This is a genomic window from Geodermatophilus sp. SYSU D00684 (assembly GCF_054050455.1).
In genome coordinates, this window is the sequence record NZ_JBJGZI010000049.1 from 1 (window position 1) to 16,981 (window position 16,981).

The window sequence follows — 16,981 nt, forward strand, 5'->3', positions numbered from 1 at the left end:
GCGGCCGCGGCGGGGGGGGCGGCCGGGGCGGCGGCCGGAGCGGGGCCCGGGCCGCCGGCGCCCGGCGCCGCGGTCTCGGGCCAGTCGTCGTCGGCGGCCGCGGGGGACGCCGCGGCGGGCGCCGGGCTGGGCAGCGGGCCCGCGGCCGCCGGGGCGGGCGGGGCCGCGGGCGGCGCGGCCGCAGGCGCCGCGGGCGCGGCCGGCCCGGGTGCGGCCGGGGGCTGCGCGGCGCGCTGGGAGGGGCGGACGTACTCGCGCCGCGGCGGGCCGCCGCGCTCGGCCGGCGCCGGCTCCTCGCGGACCGGCGCGGGCCGCGCGGTCTCGCGGGCGGGTGCCGGTGCCGATGCCGCGGCCGCGGCACCGGTACCGGCACCGGCCTCCGGCACGCCGCCGATCGCCAGCCGCCGCTCGAGACGCTCGAGCCGCTGCAGGGCACCCGCGGCGGTGTCGTCGGTGGCCGGCAGCAGCATCCGCGCGCAGACCAGCTCCAGCAGCAGCCGCGGCGCGGTGGTGCCGCGCATCTCGGTCAGCCCGGCGTGCACGGTGTCGGCCAGCCGGGACAGCGTCGCCGACCCCAGCGCCTTGGCCTGCTGCACCATCAGGTCCAGCCGGTCGGGCGGGCAGTCGAGCAGGCCGTTGGCGCCGGCGTCGGGCACGGCGTCGAGGACGATGAGGTCGCGCAGCCGGTCGAGCAGGTCGGTGGCGAAGCGGCGCGGGTCGTGCCCGGCCTCGACCACGCGGTCGACGGCGCGGAAGACGCCGGGGGCGTCCTGCGCGGCCAGCGCGTCGATGGCCTCGTCGAGCAGCGCGTCGTCGGTGACGCCGAGCAGCCCGACGGCGCTGGCGTAGGTGACGCCCTCGGGCCCGGCGCCGGCGAGCAGCTGGTCGAGGATCGACAGCGAGTCGCGCACCGAGCCGCCGCCGGCCCGGACGACCAGCGGGAACACCGTGGGCTCGACCTGCACGCCCTCGGCGGCGCACGTCTTCTCCAGCAGGCCGCGCAGCGTCGTCGGCGGCACCAGGCGGAACGGGTAGTGGTGGGTGCGCGAGCGGATCGTCGGCAGCACCTTGTCCGGCTCGGTCGTCGCGAAGACGAAGACCAGGAACTCCGGCGGCTCCTCGACCACCTTGAGCAGGGCGTTGAAGCCCTGCGTGGTGACCATGTGCGCCTCGTCGACGATGTAGACCTTGTAGCGGCTGTTCACCGGCGCGAAGAACGCGCGTTCCCGCAGGTCGCGGGCGTCGTCGACACCGCCGTGGCTGGCCGCGTCGATCTCGATGACGTCGAGCGAGCCCGGGCCGTCGGGCGCCAGCGCGACGCAGGACCCGCACACCCCGCACGGGGTCGACGTCGGCCCCTGCTCGCAGTTGAGCGAGCGGGCGAGGATCCGCGCCGACGACGTCTTGCCGCAGCCGCGCGGGCCGCTGAACAGGTAGGCGTGGTTGATCCGGCCGCCGTCGACGGCGTTGACCAGCGGGGTGGTCACGTGCTCCTGGCCCACCACCTCGGCGAAGGTCGCCGGGCGGTACTTCCGGTAGAGCGCCAGAGCCACGCGGCGAGGTTACGCGGCACCGCGGACAGCCCGGTGGACCTCTGGTCCGCCGGTCCTGATCAGCGCACGACGGTGTCCGGGTCGGCGTCCAGGAGCGCGAGGTCGGCGCGCGACGGCAGCCCCTCCCAGTCGCCGGGCACGGTCACCGCGAACGCCCCCGCCGAGGTCGCCAGCGCCAGCCGCTCCTCCGGCGGCAGCCCCAGGCACAGGCCGCCGAGGTACCCCGCGCCGAACGCGTCCCCGGCCCCCACCGGGTCCACGACGTCGACCCGGCGGGCCGGGACGAGGCGGATGACGCCGTCGACGCTCGACAGCGAGCCCGCCGCGCCCTTCTTCAGCAGCACCTGGCGGGGTCCCAGCGCCCGCAGCCCGGCGAGCAGCGTCCGGTCGTCCGGGCCCTCGACGAGCAGGCGGGCCTCCTCCTCGGTCGCCAGGACGACGTCCGCGGCGCGCACCAGCTCGTGCAGCACCGGCCCGGCCTCGGCCGGGGACCACAGCGCGCTGCGGTAGTTGAGGTCCACCGACACCGGCACGCCGGCCGACCGGGCCTCCTCCACGGCGGCGAGGACCGCCTGCCGCGCGGTGGCGCTGAGAGCCGGCGTGATCCCGGTGACGTGCAGGACACCGGCCGCGGCGACGACCGCGGGGTCGACGTCGTCCGGGGACAGCCGGGAGCCGGCGCTGCCGGAGCGGTAGTAGAGGACGCGGGTGGCCCGCGCGGCCCGCCGCTCCTTGACCATTAGCCCGGTCGGGGCGCCGGGGTCGACGACGGCGGTCGTGGTGACGCCCTGCCCGCGCAGCGTCATGGTGACCAGGCGGCCGAACTCGTCGTCCCCGACCCGGCCGATCCAGGTGGCCGGCACGCCCAGCCGCACCGCCCCCACGGCCAGGTTGGACTCGGCGCCGGCGATGCCGAGGCGCAGCGCGGGCGCGTGCCGCAACAGGCCGACCTCCGGCGGCCACAGCAGCGCCATGGTCTCCCCCAGCGTGACGACGCCGCGGGCGACGGCCGGGTCCCCCGCTGCGCTCACGCGCCGGACCGCCCGCGGGCCACCGCGTCGAGCGCGGCGCGGGCCCGGTCGGCCAGCCCGGCCAGCTCCGCGTCGTCCTCGAGCGCCCGGCCCAGCAGCGGGCCGCCCATCCCGACGGCGAGCGCGCCGGCCTGCAGGTAGCCGGGCACGTCCTCGACGCCGACGCCGCCGGTGGGCACCAGCGGGACGTCGTCGAGGGGGCCGCGCACCTCGCGCAGGTACCGCGGGCCGCCGGCCGACCCCGCCGGGAAGACCTTCACCGCGGTCGCCCCGAGCTCCCAGGCGCGGGCGATCTCCGTGGGCGTGAGGGCGCCGGGGTACCAGGCCAGTCCCCGCTCGGCCGCGCGCCGCCCGACCGCCTCGTCGGTGTTCGGGGCGACGACGAAGACGGCGCCGGCGTCGGCGGCGCGGTCCACCTCCTCGGGCCGGCGCACCGTGCCGACGCCGATCTCGGTCCCCGCGCCCGCGTCGGCGGCCAGCCGGCCGACCACGTCCAGGGCGCCGGGGGTGTTCATCGTGACCTCGAGGCAGCGGACGCCGGCGTCGAGGAGCACCTCGCAGGCGGCGGCCAGCCGCTCCCCGGAGCGGCCGCGCAGGATGGCGACCAGGCCGCTCCCGGTGAGCACCGGCCCGGGCTGCAGGCGGGCGCCGGTCACCGCGCCGCACCCATCCGCCGGATGCCCTCGAGCAGGTCGTCGGTGTCGGTGGCCAGCGACAGCCGCACCCACCCCTCGCCGAGCGGCCCGAACGTGGTGCCGGGCGCGACGGCGACGGAGTCCCGGCGCAGCAGCTCCAGGGACCACGCCCCCACGTCCCCGCCGCTGCGGTCCCGGACGTCGACCCACAGGTAGAAGGCCCCCTCGGGGCGCAGGTACCCCATCCCGCAGGCGCCGAGCGCGTCGACGGCGAGGTCGCGCCGCTGCCGGTAGGTCTCCCGCATCGCGACGACGTCGTCCTGCGGGCCCTGCAGCGCGGCCAGCGCCGCGGCCTGGGCGGGGGCGTTGACGCAGGCCAGCAGCGGCTCCTGCAGCTTGGCCGCCTGCCGGGCGACGTCCTCCCCGGGGCTGACCAGGTAGCCGACGCGCAGCCCGGTCATCGCGTAGGTCTTGGAGAAGCTGAAGGCGCTCAGCACGCGGCCGTCCCGGTCGAACCGGCCGGGGCTGACGTGCGGCCGGTCGAAGGTCAGCGCGTCGTAGCACTCGTCGGACAGCAGCCAGAGGTCGTGGTCCTCGGCGAAGCGGACCAGCGCCTCGACGTCGGCGGCCGGCAGCACCGTGCCGAGCGGGTTGGACGGGGTGTTGACCACGATCAGGCGGGTGCGGTCGGTGACCAGGCCGGCCAGCTCGCCGGGGTCGGGGCGGAAGCCGTTCTCCGGCCGCAGGGGGTAGCGGACCGGGACGGCCTGCAGCAGCTGCACCGCCATGGCGTAGTTCGGCCAGCCGGGGTCGGGGATGAGCACCTCGTCGCCGGCGCTGAGCGTCAGGGACAGCGCGTTGTGCAGCGCCTGCGCCCCGCCCGCGGAGACGACCACCTGCGCGGGCGTCGTCGGGAAGCCGTTGACGGTGCTGACCTTCTCCGCGATCGCCCGCCGCAGCGGGTCGATCCCGGCGTTCGGGACGTAGTGCGTCTCCCCGGCGGCGTACGCCGCCCGCGCGGCCTCGACGACGTGCGCCGGCGAGGGGAAGCTCGGCTCCCCCACGTGCAGCCCGATCACCGGGCCGGGCAGGCTCCACGCGAGGTCCATCACCTGTCGGATGCCGGAGCGCGGCATGGTCTCCGCCCCGGTGGCCAGGCTGGGCATGGGTCGGTCGTCTCCTCGTCGGGTCGGGTCAGGCCGCGGCAGCGGCCAGGCGGGGGAACAGCGCGCGGGCGGTGCCGCCCGTCACGCGGGCCGCCTCCCGCTCGGTCAGGCCGGGCAGCGCGGACGCCACGAGCCCGGCAAGGGTGTCGTACCCCGGGACGTCGCTGGGCCACGGGTGGTCCGAGCCCCACAGCAGGCGGTCGGCGCCGTAGGCGGCGGCCAGCCGGCGCGTGACCGGGAACAGGTCGGCGTACGGCGGCTCCTCGGCCGAGAGCGCGTACTGGCCCGAGACGAGCACGTGCACCCGCGGCGCGTCGGCCAGCCGCAGCAGCCGCTGGACCAGGGGCTCGGGCAGCGGGTCGTCGAACCGGGGCCGGCGGTGCTCGTCCACCCACATGTCGTGGGGGCAGAAGCCCAGGTGGTTGAGCACGACGACGAGGTCGGGCAGCAGCCGCACGAGCTCCTCGAGCAGCGGCAGCTGCGGCGGCGGCAGGTAGCTCCACAGCGGCAGCCCCTCCTCGGCCATCAGCCGGAGCACCGGCAGGGCCGGGGACTCCGCGACGGGCCGGGACGGGTCGCCGAGCCAGCCGGTGCGCAGGGCGCCGAGGTCCCAGCGCTCGCGCCGCCGGCGCAGCGCCGCGACCGGGTCGGCGCCGGTGGTCCCCAGCTCGGCCCCGGTGGCGACGGCGACGCCGGCGAACCGGGTGGGGAACCGGGCGAGGGCGTCGGCGACGTCGTCGTCGTGGGTGTCCAGGGCGACGAGCACCGCCGCGTCGACGCCCGCGGCGGCCATCCGGGCGAGCAGGTCCTCGGCGGGCGCCTCCCGGTCCGCCGGGGCCAGCTCGTCGACGCCCCGCGGGGACACGGCGGCGGACCGGAAGACGTGCGCGTGCCCGTCGACCACACCGCTCACCGCCGGGTCCGGGTGACGAACACCGCCGCCGCCGCGAGGATCACGACGCCGCGGATGAGGTCGGTGAGCGTCGCCGGCAGCTGGAGCAGGGTGACCGAGCTGCTGACCAGCGACAGCAGCACCACGCCGCCCATCGTGCCGACCAGGCTGCCGCGGCCGCCCAGCAGCGACGTGCCGCCCAGGACGACGACGGTGATGGCCGACAGCTCCAGGCCCTGCCCGGCGGTGGGCGACCCGACGGTGGCCCGCGCGGCCAGCAGCACGCCGGCCAGGGCGGCCAGGACGCCGGCCAGCACGTAGGCGGTGACCAGGACCCGCGCCACCGGGACGCCGTTGGACCGGGCCGCCGCCTGGTCCCCGCCGACGGCGAACAGCTGCCGCCCGAACGCCGTCCGGTGCAGGACGAACGCGACGACGGCGAGGGCCAGCAGCAGCACGCCGAAGGAGTAGGGCACCGGGCCGACCCGCTGCAGCGCGATCGTCGACAGCGCGGTGGTGACCCGGCCGGTGGGCGTCGTGCTGATCGTGAAGGCCGCGCCCTGGATGAGGTAGAGGGTGGCCAGGGTGACGATGAACGGCGGCAGCCCCACCCGGGCGACGAGCACGCCGTGCAGGAGGCCGACCAGCGCGCCGAGCAGGAGCATCCCGACGACGACGGGCGCCGTGCGGATCGGGTAGCCGTTGATCAGGATCGCCGTCAGCAGGGCCGACAGGGTGGCGAGCGAGCCGACCGCCAGGTCGATCCCGCCGCTGAGCACGACGAGGTGCTGGCCGAGCGCCGCCAGCCCCAGGACCACGGTGGCCGTGAGGACGTTGGCGATGTTCGCCGGCGCCCAGAAGCCGCCGGCGTCGGCCACGGTCAGGGCCAGCACCGCGACCAGGACGACGATCCAGACCGCCGCCCCGGTGCGGGTGAGGCTCGCGAGCAGGGACCCGCGCGTGCGGGCGGGGGCGACCCCGGCCGCGGCGCTCACCGCGTCACCCCCGCGGTGTCCAGGGCGAGGTGCATGACGTTCTCCTCGGTGACGTCCTCGCCGGCCAGCTCGCCGACGACGCCCCCCGCGCGGCAGACCAGGACGCGGTGGGACAGCCCGAGGACCTCGGGCAGGTCGCTGGAGACCACGACCACCGCCATCCCCTCGGCCGCGAGGCCGGCGATGAGCCGGTAGATCTCCGCCTTGGCGCCGACGTCGACGCCGCGGGTGGGCTCGTCCAGCAGCAGCACGCGCGGCCCCCGCCGCAGCCACTTGGCCAGCACGATCTTCTGCTGGTTGCCGCCGGAGAGCTGCCAGGTGCCCTGCTCCGGACCGGACGCCCGGATGCCCAGGCGGGCCTGTTCCTCCTCGAACACCGCCCGCTCCCGGCGGGTGGAGAGGAAGCCGCCGCGCAGCACCTGCCCCAGCGCGGCCAGCGTGGTGTTGGCGCGCACCGGCAGCGGCAGGACCAGCCCGTCGGTCTTGCGCTCCTCCGGGACCAGGGCGACGCCGGCGGCGATGGCGCGGCGGGTGCCGGTGGGCACCGGGCGCCCGGCCACCTCGACCGTGCCGGCGGCCCGGCGGTGCTCCCCCGCGATGGTCCGCAGCAGCCGGCTGCGCCCGGAGCCGACCATGCCGGCGACGCCGACGACCTCGCCGGCGCGCACGTCGAGGTCCAGCGGCGCGGGCGTCCGGTGGGTGCTGACCGGGACCAGGCCGCGCACCCGGAGCACCGTCTCCGCGCCCGGCTCGCGCAGCGGCGGGAAGACGGCGTCGACGTCGCGGCCGACCATCTCGCGGATGATCCGCGGCACGTCGTAGTCCGACGCCGGCCCCGTCGAGACGACCCGCCCGTCGCGCAGCACGGTCACGTCGTCGGCGAGGTCGGTGACCTCCTCGAGGAGGTGGCTGATGTACACCACCGCCACGCCGTCGGCGGCCAGTCCGCGGACGACGCCGAACAGCGCCTCGAGCTTGTCGCCGGAGAGCACCGCGGACGGCTCGTCCAGCACGATCACCCGGCTCTGCCGCACCAGCGCGCGGGCGATCTCGACCATCTGCTGGTTGGCCAGCGACAGGTCCTCGGCCCGGGTGCGGGGGTCGAGGTCGCCGAGCCCGACGCGGGCCAGCGCGGCCCGGACCTCGCGGTCCTGGGCCGCGCGGTCGAGGAGGCCCCGCGCGGTCCGCTCCTGGCCGAGCATCACGTTGTCGGCGACGCTCATGGCCGGGAGCACGGTCAGCTCCTGGTAGACGGCGCTGATCCCGGCCGCCATCGCCTGGCGGGGGTCGGTGAACCGGACCGGCTCGCCGTCGAGCAGCAGCTCCCCCTCGTCGGGGACCTGGTTGCCGGTGAGGATCCGGACGAGCGTGGACTTGCCGGCCCCGTTCTCACCGACGAGGGCGTGGACCCGACCGGGCCGACACGAGAGGTCGGCCCGGTCGAGCGCCCGCACGCCGGGGAAGGACTTGGTCAGTCCCCGGGCCTGCAGGACGGCCGTCGTGGAGGACGCCATCGGTTCAGCACAGCCCCAGTTCGCGCAGCTGCTCGTCCGGCAGGCCGGAGGGGACGAACAGGTTGTCGCTGCACTCGGGCCGCACGTACTCGTCGATCTGCTCGTGCGTGAAGCTCGGGCTGTCGATGTAGACCTTGTCGAGGACCGGCTCGCCCTCGAGCACCGACATCGCCGTGTCCAGGCACTCGGTGCTCTGCTCGGGCGGGAAGGACGACAGCGCGAACCTCACGTCGGTGCCCTGGACCGCCTTGAGGAACGCGTTGATCGCGTCACCGGTCATCGGCGGCACGGGGCGCCCGGCCTCCTGGTAGGCCTGCACGACGCCCAGGTCGCCGTAGCCGGAGTCCGACCAGATGCCGTCCAGCTCCGGGTACTGCGTCACCAGGTTGGCGGCCACCGTCTTGGCCACCGTCGGTGACCACTCGGTGTACTGCTCGGTGACGACCTCGATGCCCGGGTACTGCGAGAAGACCTCGAGCGCCGCGGCCTTCTGGAACTCGGCGGTCGGGACGCCGGCCAGGCCGCTGAGGACGGCCACCTGGCCCTCGCCGCCCAGCTGCTGCACCAGCCACTCGGCGTACATGGTGCCGAGCAGCTCGTACTGGCGGGTCACGGTGGACACCGCGCCGCTGTCCGCGCCGAGCCGGCCGGCGCAGAGGACCACCGGGATGCCCTGGGCGGCGGCCGCCTGGACCTGGCCGGTGATGCCGTCGCCCATGGGGACGACGACCATCGCGTCCGGGTCCTGCGAGGCCAGCTGCTGGATGTTGTCGACCTGGGCGGTGGCGTCGCCGTTGGCCGAGGCGTAGAGGACCTCGACGCCGAGCTCCTCGGCGTGGGCGCGGAAGGCCTCCTCGTTGGTCAGGCCCCAGGAGTTGGTGGGGCCCTGCGCGGCGAAGGCGATCCGGTAGGTGTCGCCGCTCTTCGGCTCGGCGGCCCACTCGGAGGTGTCGACCTCGCAGATCTCCTCCTCGACGGGCTCGAGCTCCTCGAGGCCGAGCTGCTCGGACGCCGTGGTCCACGCCTCCCGGTAGGTCGCCTGCGCCTCCTCCGAGTTGGCGCACTCCTCCCCTCCACCGCCCCCGCTCGCGGACGTGCCCTCCTGCTCCGTGCCGCAGGCGGCCACGAGCGCGGCCGCCATGCCGAGAGCCAGGGGCAGGCGCAGCCGGCCCAGGCGGCGCGAGGTGCTGACGTGTGTCCTCATCGCACTCCATCCCTCTGCTTGTTCCGACGAGGGGACCGGACGGTCCACCCGCTGCTCTGGAGCCAGACGGCGAGCAGGATCACCGCGCCGCTCACCACCAGCTGCGCCCCCGCCCCGGCGCCGAGCTGCCGCAGCCAGGCGAGCAGCACGGCCAGGAGGACCACACCGGCGACCGTCTGGCCGATCCGGCCGCGTCCCCCGGTGAGGGCGATGCCGCCGATCACCGCGGCGGCGACGGAGTTCAGGTCGAGGCTGCGGGACAGGCGCGCGTCCACGTAGCCGATGTAGCCGGCGTTGATCAGCCCGGCGAGGACCGCGAGCAGGGCCGAGGCGACGAAGCAGCCCACGACGATCCACCCGGTGCGCACCCCGGACAGCGCCGTCGCCCGGGCGTTCGCCCCGGTGGCGTAGAGCCGCCGCCCCAGGCCGGTGCGGGACAGCACGACGCCCGCGACCACCGCGACGGCGAGGAAGACCCAGGTGGGGACGGGGACCCCGAGCCACCGGCCGGTCCCCAGGCCGCCGAGCCCGCCGGGGATGTCGCCGGAGGGCGCGCCCCGGGTCCACGCGGTGATGACGCCCTGGACCAGCACGAAGGTGGCGAAGGTGGCGACGAACGCCGGGACCAGCCGCCGGACGACGAGCAGCCCGTTGAGCAGACCGACCACCGCTCCGGCGCCGAGGGCGAGCAGGACGGCGCCGAGCAGCCGGTCGTCGTCGCCCTGCGTGTACTCGGCGAGGATCACCGTGGTCAGCCCGACGACGGCGCCGATCGACAGGTCGATGCCCCCGACCAGCAGCACCAGGGTCTGGCCGATCGCCGTCACGCCGATCAGGCCGACCTGGAACAGCACCAGCCGCAGCACCCCGCCGCTGTAGAAGCCCGGCGTCGTGATCGCCGCCAGCAGCAGGACGATCGCGAGCCCGGCCAGCGGGGCCACCAGCGACAGGGCCCGGCGCACGAGGTCCCGGCCGGTGCCCGGGCCGGCCGCCGCCGTCCCCGCCGTGGTGCCCTGCGTCGGTGCCCCCGCGGTCACGACGTCCCCTCCCGTTCCTGCGCCGTGAAGGCCCGGGCGAGGTGCTCGTACAGGTCGACGGCCCGCCGGACGGCGGCGACCGAGACCCACTCGTCGGCCCCGTGCGCCCGGCGCAGCAGCCCCGGCCCGAGCGCCGGCAGGGTGGCGATCCCCTGGGCGGCGGCGAACCAGGTCGCGTCGGTGGTGCCGGGGAAGACCGACAGCGGCGGCGCGCCGCCCAGCACGGCCTCGCAGGCCTCCTGCGCGGCGCGGGCGACGGCGTGCCCCGCGGGCACGGCCGCCGGCGGCAGCCAGTCGTTGGGGGCGGCGTCGTACTCCACCGCGAGGTCGGCCCCGGTGTCGCCGGCCACCCGGGTGACCAGCCCGGTGAACGCGTCGGTCACCGCCCCCCGGTCCATCCCCGGCAGGAGCCGGACCTCGGTGTCGACGGCGACCCGGCCGGGCAGCACGCCGTAGCCGACGCCGCCGCGGAAGGTCATGCCGGTGTTGACGGTGGCCGACCAGCCCTCGAGGGCGTCGCCGTTGGCCGGCACGGTGAGCTCCAGGTCGTCGGCGACGGCGGTGACCAGGCGGGCGGCGTCGACCCCGGCGTTGCGGGTTCCCGGGACGCCGGACAGGCTCGAGTGGCCCTGCCGGCCCCGGGCGACCAGCCGCAGCCGGGCGATCCCGCGGCTGACCAGGTGCACCCGGTCGAAGTCGTCCTCGATCCCGCCGGGCTCGCCGATCACCACGGCGTCGGCGTCCAGCGGGCGGGTGGAGGCGACGTGGTGCGCGCCGTAGGTGGCGCCGTCCTCCTCGTCGGCGGTGAGGAGCAGGCTCAGCCGGCCCCGCCCCCCGGGGTCGCGGGCCAGCCGGGACGCGGCCACGAGCATGGCCGCGATCGCGCCCTTCATGTCGGCCGAGCCCAGCCCGTACAGCCGGTCGCCGTCGACGTCGGCGCCGAGCGGGTCGACGGTCCAGGCGGCGTCCCCGACCGGCTTGGTGTCCAGGTGGCCGGACAGCACGAGGTGGCGGCCGCCGGGCCCGAGGTCCAGCGTCACCAGCAGGTTGGGGCGCGCCGGGTCCAGCGCCAGCACCTCGGCGGCCGGGAGGCCGAGGGCCGGGAGCGCGTCCCGGACGACGCCGGCGACGGCGCGCTCGTCTCCCGGGGGGTTCGGGCTCGGCGTCCGCACCAGCGTCCGCGCGAGCTCGACGACGTCGAGGACGTCGCCGACCGGTCCGTCCGCCGCCCCGGTCACTTGTACCGCCGCGCCCAGTCCTGCCCCTGCCACGTCTGGAACGTGACCGGGACGAGCCGGTAGAGCCAGCGCGGCTTGTCGAGGGTCGGCTCGAGGTACTTCGGGCCGTTCTCGCCCAGGTAGCGGGTGGACATGCGCTCGGCGACGGGGACCCACTGCCCGCCCACGTTGGGGCGCTCGACCAGCTCGGCGCGGCACTGGGCCACGACCTTCCGCTGGGCGCCCTCCTCGTCGACGGTGATCGCGCAGCGGGGTTCGGCCTCGAGGTAGCGGCCCCACGCCGCCTTCTCGCGGGGCACCACCCAGAACGCCTCGCCGTCCCACTCCTGCCAGCACGGCACCACGTAGGGCCAGCCCTGGTCGTCCAGGCAGGCGAGGCGGGCGATCCGCGGCTCGGCCAGGAACGCGGCGACCGCGTCCTCGTCGAGCCTGCCGACCTTGCCGCGCCAGCTCTCGTCCTCGCTCACGGGGTCCTCCTCTCGGCGCCCGGGGTCTCCGGGCCGCTGGTCAGGGCGCCGGCCAGGCCGTCCCCGGGCAGCGGGGCGCCCAGCCGGCGGGACAGCTCCGTGGTCACCCGCAGCACGTCGGGCGCCAGGCGCTGCACGTCGTCGCTGGTGAAGCGGTAGGCGGGCGCGGACACCGACAGGCCCGCCACGACGGCGCCGGTGTGGTCGCGGACGGGGGCGGCGACGCAGCGCACGCCCTCCTCGTTCTCGATCTCGTCGGTGGCGTAGCCGCGCTCCCGGATGCCGCGCACGTGCGCGAGCACCGCGGGCACCTCCGTGAGGGTGTTCTCGGTGCGCCGCTCCAGCGGCTCGGTCAGCAGCGCGAGCACCTGGTCGTCGTCCCGCCCGGCCAGCAGCACCTTGCCGATGCCGGTGCAGTGCAGGGGGTTGCGGGAGCCGGGCCGGGCGGCCGGGCGGACCGGCTTGGGGCTGTTCACCGCGGCGACGTAGAGCACCTGGCGGCCGTCCAGGACGCCGAGGAAGCAGGTCTCGCCGCTGATCTCGACCAGTTCCTCCATGAGCTCGGCGGCCTGCGAGCGCAGGTCCAGCCGGTCGAGGAAGGACTGGCCCCAGGCGGCGACGCGCGGGCCGAGCGTGTACGCGCCCTGGCCGTCCACGCGGAGCACCTCCGCGCGGCAGAGGACGTCGAGCAGCCGCAGCGCCGTGGGGCGCGGCAGCCCGCTGGCCTCGACCAGGTCGACCAGGCGCAGCGGGCGGTCGCTGTCGGCCACGTGCTCGACCAGCCACAGGCCCTTGACCAGGGCCTTGGCCGATCCGGCCGCGGAAGTGGACGCAGCGTCCAGTTCGGCTTTGGACACGGGGTCCATTTTGTGGGGATCGCGTTCCCGCACAAGACCCCGGCGCGTGACGATCTCGTTTCGCGGCGCCTCAGCGCCCCCGGCACCGGGCGCGGGACCGGCCGGGCGCGCGCCCGGCGGGGCTCACGGGGTGAGCTCGAGCAGGAACTCGACCTGGCCGCGGTCCTCGACGCGGACGAAGCCCAGGTTCGGCGCCGGGATGCCGAAGTCGGCGAACACGACCGGGACGGCGCCGGAGACCTCGACCCCGCCGGCGGTGCGGACGACGGACAGGTCGGTCTGCACCGGGCGGGTCGTGCCGCGCAGCGTGAGGTCGCCGGTCACCGGCACGGTCACCGGGGTGCCGCCGAGCTCGGGCAGGTCCACGGGCCCGCGGACGGCGAACGTCGCCGTCGGGTACGTGCCGACCTCCATGACCTCGTCGCGGAAGTAGCTGTCCCGCTGGCTGCGATCGGTGGCGATGCTCGCGACGTCGACGACGACCTCGGCCGAGGCGATGTCCCCGTCCTGCACGACCACCGACCCGGTGACGCGGTCGGTGGTGCCGGCGACGGTCACGTCGGCCCCGTTGAGCACCTCGTCGACCCGGTAGCCGGCCGAGGAGCCCGGGGCGACCGTCCAGGTCCCGTCGGTGTCGGCGGCGAGCTCGACGTCGGAGGGCTGCGCCTGCACGGTCGGCGCCGCGGCGGCGTCCTCCTCGAGCGCGGCGTAGACCAGCGGGCCGACGCCCAGGCCGAGGGCGAGGACCGCGACCAGTCCCCCGACGATCCACCACGCGCGACGGCGACGGGCCATGACGAGCTCCTCTCCTCGACGGATCGAGGATGCTGGCGCACCGACCTGGGAGCCGGCTGTGAGCCGCGCCGTGGGAGCGGGAGACCGTGCCCGGGAAGTGAGGGACCCCCCGCGCACCCGCCAGAGCCCGCTTATCCTTGCTGCCTTCCGGCCCTGGGGAGGTTCACGGGGTGACGCCACACGAGGGGTCTGCACACCACTGTAGAGGACGCCCCCCGCTAGCCTCACGGTCCATGGCCCCCCGGCGCGCCCTCGTCCTGCCCCCGCCCCGCTCCTGACCCGGAGCACCGCGGGCTGACCCGCGCGGCCGGCACCCCCGCCGTCCGCCGCTGCGCCGTGCTCCGGACCCGGTCCCCCGTCCGGAACCAGCGCCCAGGAGCGTCGTGTCCACCCTGTCCTCCCCCGCCCTCTCCTCCCCCGCGGCGAGTCGCGGGTTCCTCCTCGTCGTCCTCGCCTCGCTGTGCTGGGGCACCGCCGGCCTGTCCGGCCGGCTGATCGGCGACCGCAGCGACCTGTCCGCCCTCGACATCGCCTGGTACCGCCTCGCGATCGGCGCCGCCGCCCTCGCGGTCGCCTGGCTCGCGACCGCCCGCCGCCGCACCACGGCGGTCCCGGTGACCCGGCCGGTCGCCGTCCGGCTCGCCCTCGTCGGCGCCGGGCTGGGCGCCTACCAGCTCGCCTACTTCAGCGCCGTCGAGCGGGCGGGTGTGAGCATCGCCACGCTCGTCGCCCTCGGCCTCGCGCCGCTGCTCATCGCCGTCGGCGGCACGCTGCTCGGCCACGGCCGGCCGAACCGGGCGACGCTCGTCGCGCTGACGGTCGCCCTCGTCGGGCTCACCCTGCTGGTCGGCGTCTCCGCCGGCGCGGACACCGGGACGACGGTGCTGCTCGGCGCCCTCATGGCCAGCGGCTCGGCGCTCGGCTACGCCGTCGTCACGCTGGCCGGCGGCGGCGTGCCGGCCGGCGTCCCGGTCACCCTGGCCGGCTTCGCCGGGGGCGCGCTGCTGCTGACCCCGGTGGTCCTGGCCGAGGGCCTGTCGGTGCCCACCGACGGCGCGGCGCTGGCGGTGCTGCTCTACCTGGGGCTGGTGCCGAGCGCGCTGGCCTACGGCCTGTTCTTCACCGGCGTGCGGACGGTGCCGGGGGCGGTGGCCTCGATCGTCACGCTGCTCGAGCCGCTCACCGCGACCGTCCTGGCCACCGCGTTCCTCGGGGAGCGGCTGGCCCCGGCCGCCGTCGCGGGCGGCCTGCTGCTGCTCGCCGCCGTCGCCGGGCTCTACGTCCGCCAGCTGCGCCGGGCGCCGGAGCCGGTGGCCGGGGCGTAGACCACGACGGGCCCCCGGCCGTCGGCCGGGGGCCCGTCGTGTCCGTGCGGAGGATGGGAGATTCGAACTCCCGAGGGGTTGCCCCCAACCCGCTTTCCAAGCGAGCGCCATAGGCCACTAGGCGAATCCTCCAGTGCGCCGATCGTACCGGGCGCCGGGCCGCGGGTCAGCCGCCGCCCCGGCACGGGCGCGCCGCCCCGGGTGGTCCGCGGGGGCGGCACGGGGCAGGCTGGACCGGTCGCACACCGCACGGGCACCGCACGGGGCCGCACGGGGGAACCGAGGAGGCAGGACGGGATGAGCGAGCCGGATCAGGTCCGACCGGAGGTCGTGGAGGCCATCGTCGCCGTCCTGCGCGGAGCCGACCCGGCGGGGCTGCCGCCCTCGGCGACCGCGGAGGAGAAGGCGGCCGCCAAGGACCGCTACCTGTCGGAGTTCGCCGCCGAGCGCAGCAAGCGCGACCGCCAGGCCCGGGCGTGGGAGCTGCTGCTGACCCGCGGCTACGACGAGCCGCCGACGTGGGCGCGGCTGTTCGACGACCTGGCGCCCGACGCGGTCGCGCAGCTGGGCGAGCTCTACGACGTCCTGCCCGAGGGGGCGCAGGAGGAGTACGCACGCCGCTACGGCGTCCCCAGCACGGTCTGAACCGGCCCGTGCCGGGCGCCCGCCTCCGGGGTAGGAGCCGCCCGTGACCGCCACCGTCCCCGGCCGCCTTGTGGCCGGCCGCTACCGCCTGCTGGAGCGGATCGGCGGCGGCGGCATGGGTGCGGTGTGGCTGGGGCGCGACGAGCTCCTCGACCGCCGGGTGGCGGTCAAGCAGGTGCTCCTGCCGGCCGGCGCCGACCCGGAGACGACCGACCACCACCTCCAGCGAGCGCTGCGCGAGGGCCGGATCGCCGCGCGGCTCACCCACCCGCACGCCATCTCCGTCTACGACGTGGCGCTCGAGAAGGGCGTCCCGTGGCTGGTCATGGAGTACCTGCCCTCCCGCAGCCTGGCCGTGGTGCTGGCCGAGGACGGGCCGCTGCGCACCGACCAGGTGGCGCAGGTCGGCGCCCAGCTGGCCGACGCGCTGGCCGCCGTCCACGCGGCCGGGATCGTCCACCGCGACGTCAAGCCCGCCAACGTGCTCATCGGCCGCGGCGACCGGGTCGAGGGCCTGGTCAAGATCACCGACTTCGGCATCTCGCACGCCAGCGGCGACGTCACGCTCACCCAGACCGGCCAGATCACGGGGACGCCGGCCTTCCTCGCCCCGGAGGTCGCGCAGGGCGCCGGGATGACGCCGGCCAGCGACGTCTTCTCCCTGGGCGCCACCCTCTACACCTGTGTGGAGGGGCAGCCCCCGTTCGGCATGGACGACAACGCGCTGCGCCTGCTGCACCGGGTCGCCGGCGGGGAGATCCGCCCGCCCGCCCGCGCCGGGTCGCTGGAGCGGCCGCTGCTGCGGATGCTCGCCCGCGACCCCGCCGACCGGCCGGAGATGACCGAGGTCCGCGACGTGCTCGCCAAGCTGGCCGCCGGCCGCGACGGCGACACGACGACGGTGCTCCTGGCCCGCACCGACCTGCGGTCCTCCCGCGACCGGGACCGGACCGCCGCGGTGCCGGGGCCGGTACCCCCGACCGACCCGGCGGCCCGCGCGGACCCGCCGACCGCCGTCCAGCCCGCGGCCGCCCCCACCGGCCCGCCGGCCGGGCCGGAGCCCGCCGACCGCCCGGAGCCGGGATCCGCCGCCCGGCCCGGGCCGCCCCGGACCGGGCCGACCGTCGGGGCCCGGCGCCGGCGCCGCCGCCCGCTGCTGGTGGCCGCGCTGGTCCTGCTCGTCGTTCTGGCCGCGTCGCTGGGCACCTGGCTGGCCGTGCGCGGCGACGGCGGCAGCCCGTCGGCCGACCCCGCAGCGCAGAGCACGGCGGACCCGACGTCGCCGGGCACCGAGCCCACCCCCGCGCCGGAGACGGCGACCGGGTCCGCCGGGGAGCCCACCCCGGAGCCGACGGAGACGACGCCGGCGGACGAGGCCGAGCCCGCGTCGGACGCGGAGGGCGAGGCGCGGCAGACCCTCGAGCAGTACTACGAGTACCTGCCCGGCGACCCCGAGAGCGCGTACGCGATGACCGGGCCGAGCCTGCGGTCGCGGGCGAGCTTCGACTACTACCGCGACTTCTTCGGCCGCTGGGACGAGGTGTCGCGGGGGGGGGGGGGGGGGGGGGGCGCGCGGGCGGGGGGGGGGGGGGGGGGGGGGGGGGGGGGGGGGGGGGGGGGGGGGGGG

The 16,981-nt window shown here is 76.9% G+C and carries 16 protein-coding genes, 1 tRNA gene and 1 other RNA gene; 3 read left to right on the forward strand and 15 right to left on the reverse strand.

Annotated features, from left to right (window positions below):
- The 14 genes from ACI79L_RS23450 to ffs all read right to left on the reverse strand — a co-directional run.
- A partial coding sequence (locus ACI79L_RS23450; protein ID WP_456939105.1) for a DNA polymerase III subunit gamma and tau occupies window positions 1-1,553 on the reverse strand: 1,553 nt, incomplete at its 3' end.
- 59 nt (window positions 1,554-1,612) lie between these two features.
- Window positions 1,613-2,584 carry a sugar kinase gene (locus ACI79L_RS23455; protein WP_456939106.1) on the reverse strand — a complete coding sequence of 324 codons (972 nt, stop codon included), beginning with the start codon at window positions 2,582-2,584 and terminating at the stop codon, window positions 1,613-1,615.
- Window positions 2,581-3,240, reverse strand: a complete 660-nt coding sequence (locus ACI79L_RS23460; protein WP_456939107.1) for a bifunctional 4-hydroxy-2-oxoglutarate aldolase/2-dehydro-3-deoxy-phosphogluconate aldolase — start codon at window positions 3,238-3,240, stop codon at window positions 2,581-2,583. Before ACI79L_RS23460 ends, ACI79L_RS23455 begins: the two co-directional genes overlap by 4 nt.
- Window positions 3,237-4,385 carry a pyridoxal phosphate-dependent aminotransferase gene (locus ACI79L_RS23465; protein ID WP_456939108.1) on the reverse strand — a complete coding sequence of 383 codons (1,149 nt, stop codon included), beginning with the start codon at window positions 4,383-4,385 and terminating at the stop codon, window positions 3,237-3,239. Before ACI79L_RS23465 ends, ACI79L_RS23460 begins: the two co-directional genes overlap by 4 nt.
- A gap of 28 nt (window positions 4,386-4,413) precedes the next feature.
- Window positions 4,414-5,298, reverse strand: a complete 885-nt coding sequence (locus ACI79L_RS23470) for an amidohydrolase family protein (protein WP_456939109.1) — start codon at window positions 5,296-5,298, stop codon at window positions 4,414-4,416.
- The gene (locus ACI79L_RS23475) at window positions 5,295-6,272 is read right to left on the reverse strand and encodes an ABC transporter permease (RefSeq protein WP_456939110.1); all 978 of its coding nucleotides are present in this window, start codon (window positions 6,270-6,272) and stop codon (window positions 5,295-5,297) included. Before ACI79L_RS23475 ends, ACI79L_RS23470 begins: the two co-directional genes overlap by 4 nt.
- Window positions 6,269-7,786: a sugar ABC transporter ATP-binding protein gene (locus tag ACI79L_RS23480; RefSeq protein WP_456939111.1), complete on the reverse strand. Its 1,518-nt coding sequence runs from the start codon at window positions 7,784-7,786 to the stop codon at window positions 6,269-6,271. The genes ACI79L_RS23475 and ACI79L_RS23480 overlap by 4 nt, the downstream gene beginning before the upstream one ends.
- A gap of 4 nt (window positions 7,787-7,790) precedes the next feature.
- On the reverse strand, window positions 7,791-8,990 hold the full coding sequence (locus ACI79L_RS23485; protein WP_456939112.1) for a substrate-binding domain-containing protein: 1,200 nt from the start codon (window positions 8,988-8,990) through the stop codon (window positions 7,791-7,793).
- Entirely contained in the window at window positions 8,987-10,027 is a 1,041-nt protein-coding gene (locus ACI79L_RS23490; RefSeq protein ID WP_456939113.1) for an ABC transporter permease, read from the reverse strand. Before ACI79L_RS23490 ends, ACI79L_RS23485 begins: the two co-directional genes overlap by 4 nt.
- Window positions 10,024-11,298 carry a M20 family metallopeptidase gene (locus ACI79L_RS23495; RefSeq protein WP_456939114.1) on the reverse strand — a complete coding sequence of 425 codons (1,275 nt, stop codon included), beginning with the start codon at window positions 11,296-11,298 and terminating at the stop codon, window positions 10,024-10,026. Before ACI79L_RS23495 ends, ACI79L_RS23490 begins: the two co-directional genes overlap by 4 nt.
- Window positions 11,262-11,732 carry a pyridoxamine 5'-phosphate oxidase family protein gene (locus ACI79L_RS23500; RefSeq protein ID WP_456939115.1) on the reverse strand — a complete coding sequence of 157 codons (471 nt, stop codon included), beginning with the start codon at window positions 11,730-11,732 and terminating at the stop codon, window positions 11,262-11,264. The genes ACI79L_RS23495 and ACI79L_RS23500 overlap by 37 nt, the downstream gene beginning before the upstream one ends.
- Window positions 11,729-12,589 (reverse strand): IclR family transcriptional regulator, encoded by an 861-nt coding sequence (locus ACI79L_RS23505; protein WP_456939116.1) that lies wholly within the window; start codon window positions 12,587-12,589, stop codon window positions 11,729-11,731. The genes ACI79L_RS23500 and ACI79L_RS23505 overlap by 4 nt, the downstream gene beginning before the upstream one ends.
- A 123-nt stretch (window positions 12,590-12,712) precedes the next feature.
- Window positions 12,713-13,384 (reverse strand): YceI family protein, encoded by a 672-nt coding sequence (locus ACI79L_RS23510; RefSeq protein WP_456939117.1) that lies wholly within the window; start codon window positions 13,382-13,384, stop codon window positions 12,713-12,715.
- 97 nt (window positions 13,385-13,481) lie between these two features.
- Window positions 13,482-13,577, reverse strand: an RNA gene (ffs, locus tag ACI79L_RS23515) — signal recognition particle sRNA small type.
- A 190-nt stretch (window positions 13,578-13,767) separates the two neighbouring features.
- On the opposite strand from ffs, the gene ACI79L_RS23520 reads away from it, so the two are divergent.
- Window positions 13,768-14,709: a DMT family transporter gene (locus tag ACI79L_RS23520; RefSeq protein ID WP_456939118.1), complete on the forward strand. Its 942-nt coding sequence runs from the start codon at window positions 13,768-13,770 to the stop codon at window positions 14,707-14,709.
- Between the two features lie 47 nt (window positions 14,710-14,756).
- Here ACI79L_RS23520 and ACI79L_RS23525 read toward each other — a convergent pair.
- Window positions 14,757-14,841: transfer RNA gene (locus tag ACI79L_RS23525), tRNA-Ser, on the reverse strand.
- A 165-nt stretch (window positions 14,842-15,006) separates the two neighbouring features.
- On the opposite strand from ACI79L_RS23525, the gene ACI79L_RS23530 reads away from it, so the two are divergent.
- Complete coding sequence (locus ACI79L_RS23530) at window positions 15,007-15,354, forward strand: hypothetical protein (protein WP_456939119.1); 348 nt, start codon at window positions 15,007-15,009, stop codon at window positions 15,352-15,354.
- Window positions 15,355-15,397: 43 nt separating this feature from the next.
- Window positions 15,398-16,981 (forward strand): protein kinase domain-containing protein (locus ACI79L_RS23535; protein WP_456939120.1); only part of this gene is annotated, 1,584 nt, incomplete at its 3' end.

Coding starts and splice junctions, on each gene's coding strand:
- ACI79L_RS23510 (WP_456939117.1), bottom strand. CDS start 13,384: ATGGCCCGTCGCCGTCGCGCGTGGTGGATCGTCGGGGGACTGGTCGCG.
- ACI79L_RS23465 (WP_456939108.1), bottom strand. CDS start 4,385: ATGCCCAGCCTGGCCACCGGGGCGGAGACCATGCCGCGCTCCGGCATC.
- ACI79L_RS23485 (WP_456939112.1), bottom strand. CDS start 8,990: ATGAGGACACACGTCAGCACCTCGCGCCGCCTGGGCCGGCTGCGCCTG.
- ACI79L_RS23530 (WP_456939119.1), top strand. CDS start 15,007: ATGAGCGAGCCGGATCAGGTCCGACCGGAGGTCGTGGAGGCCATCGTC.
- ACI79L_RS23480 (WP_456939111.1), bottom strand. CDS start 7,786: ATGGCGTCCTCCACGACGGCCGTCCTGCAGGCCCGGGGACTGACCAAG.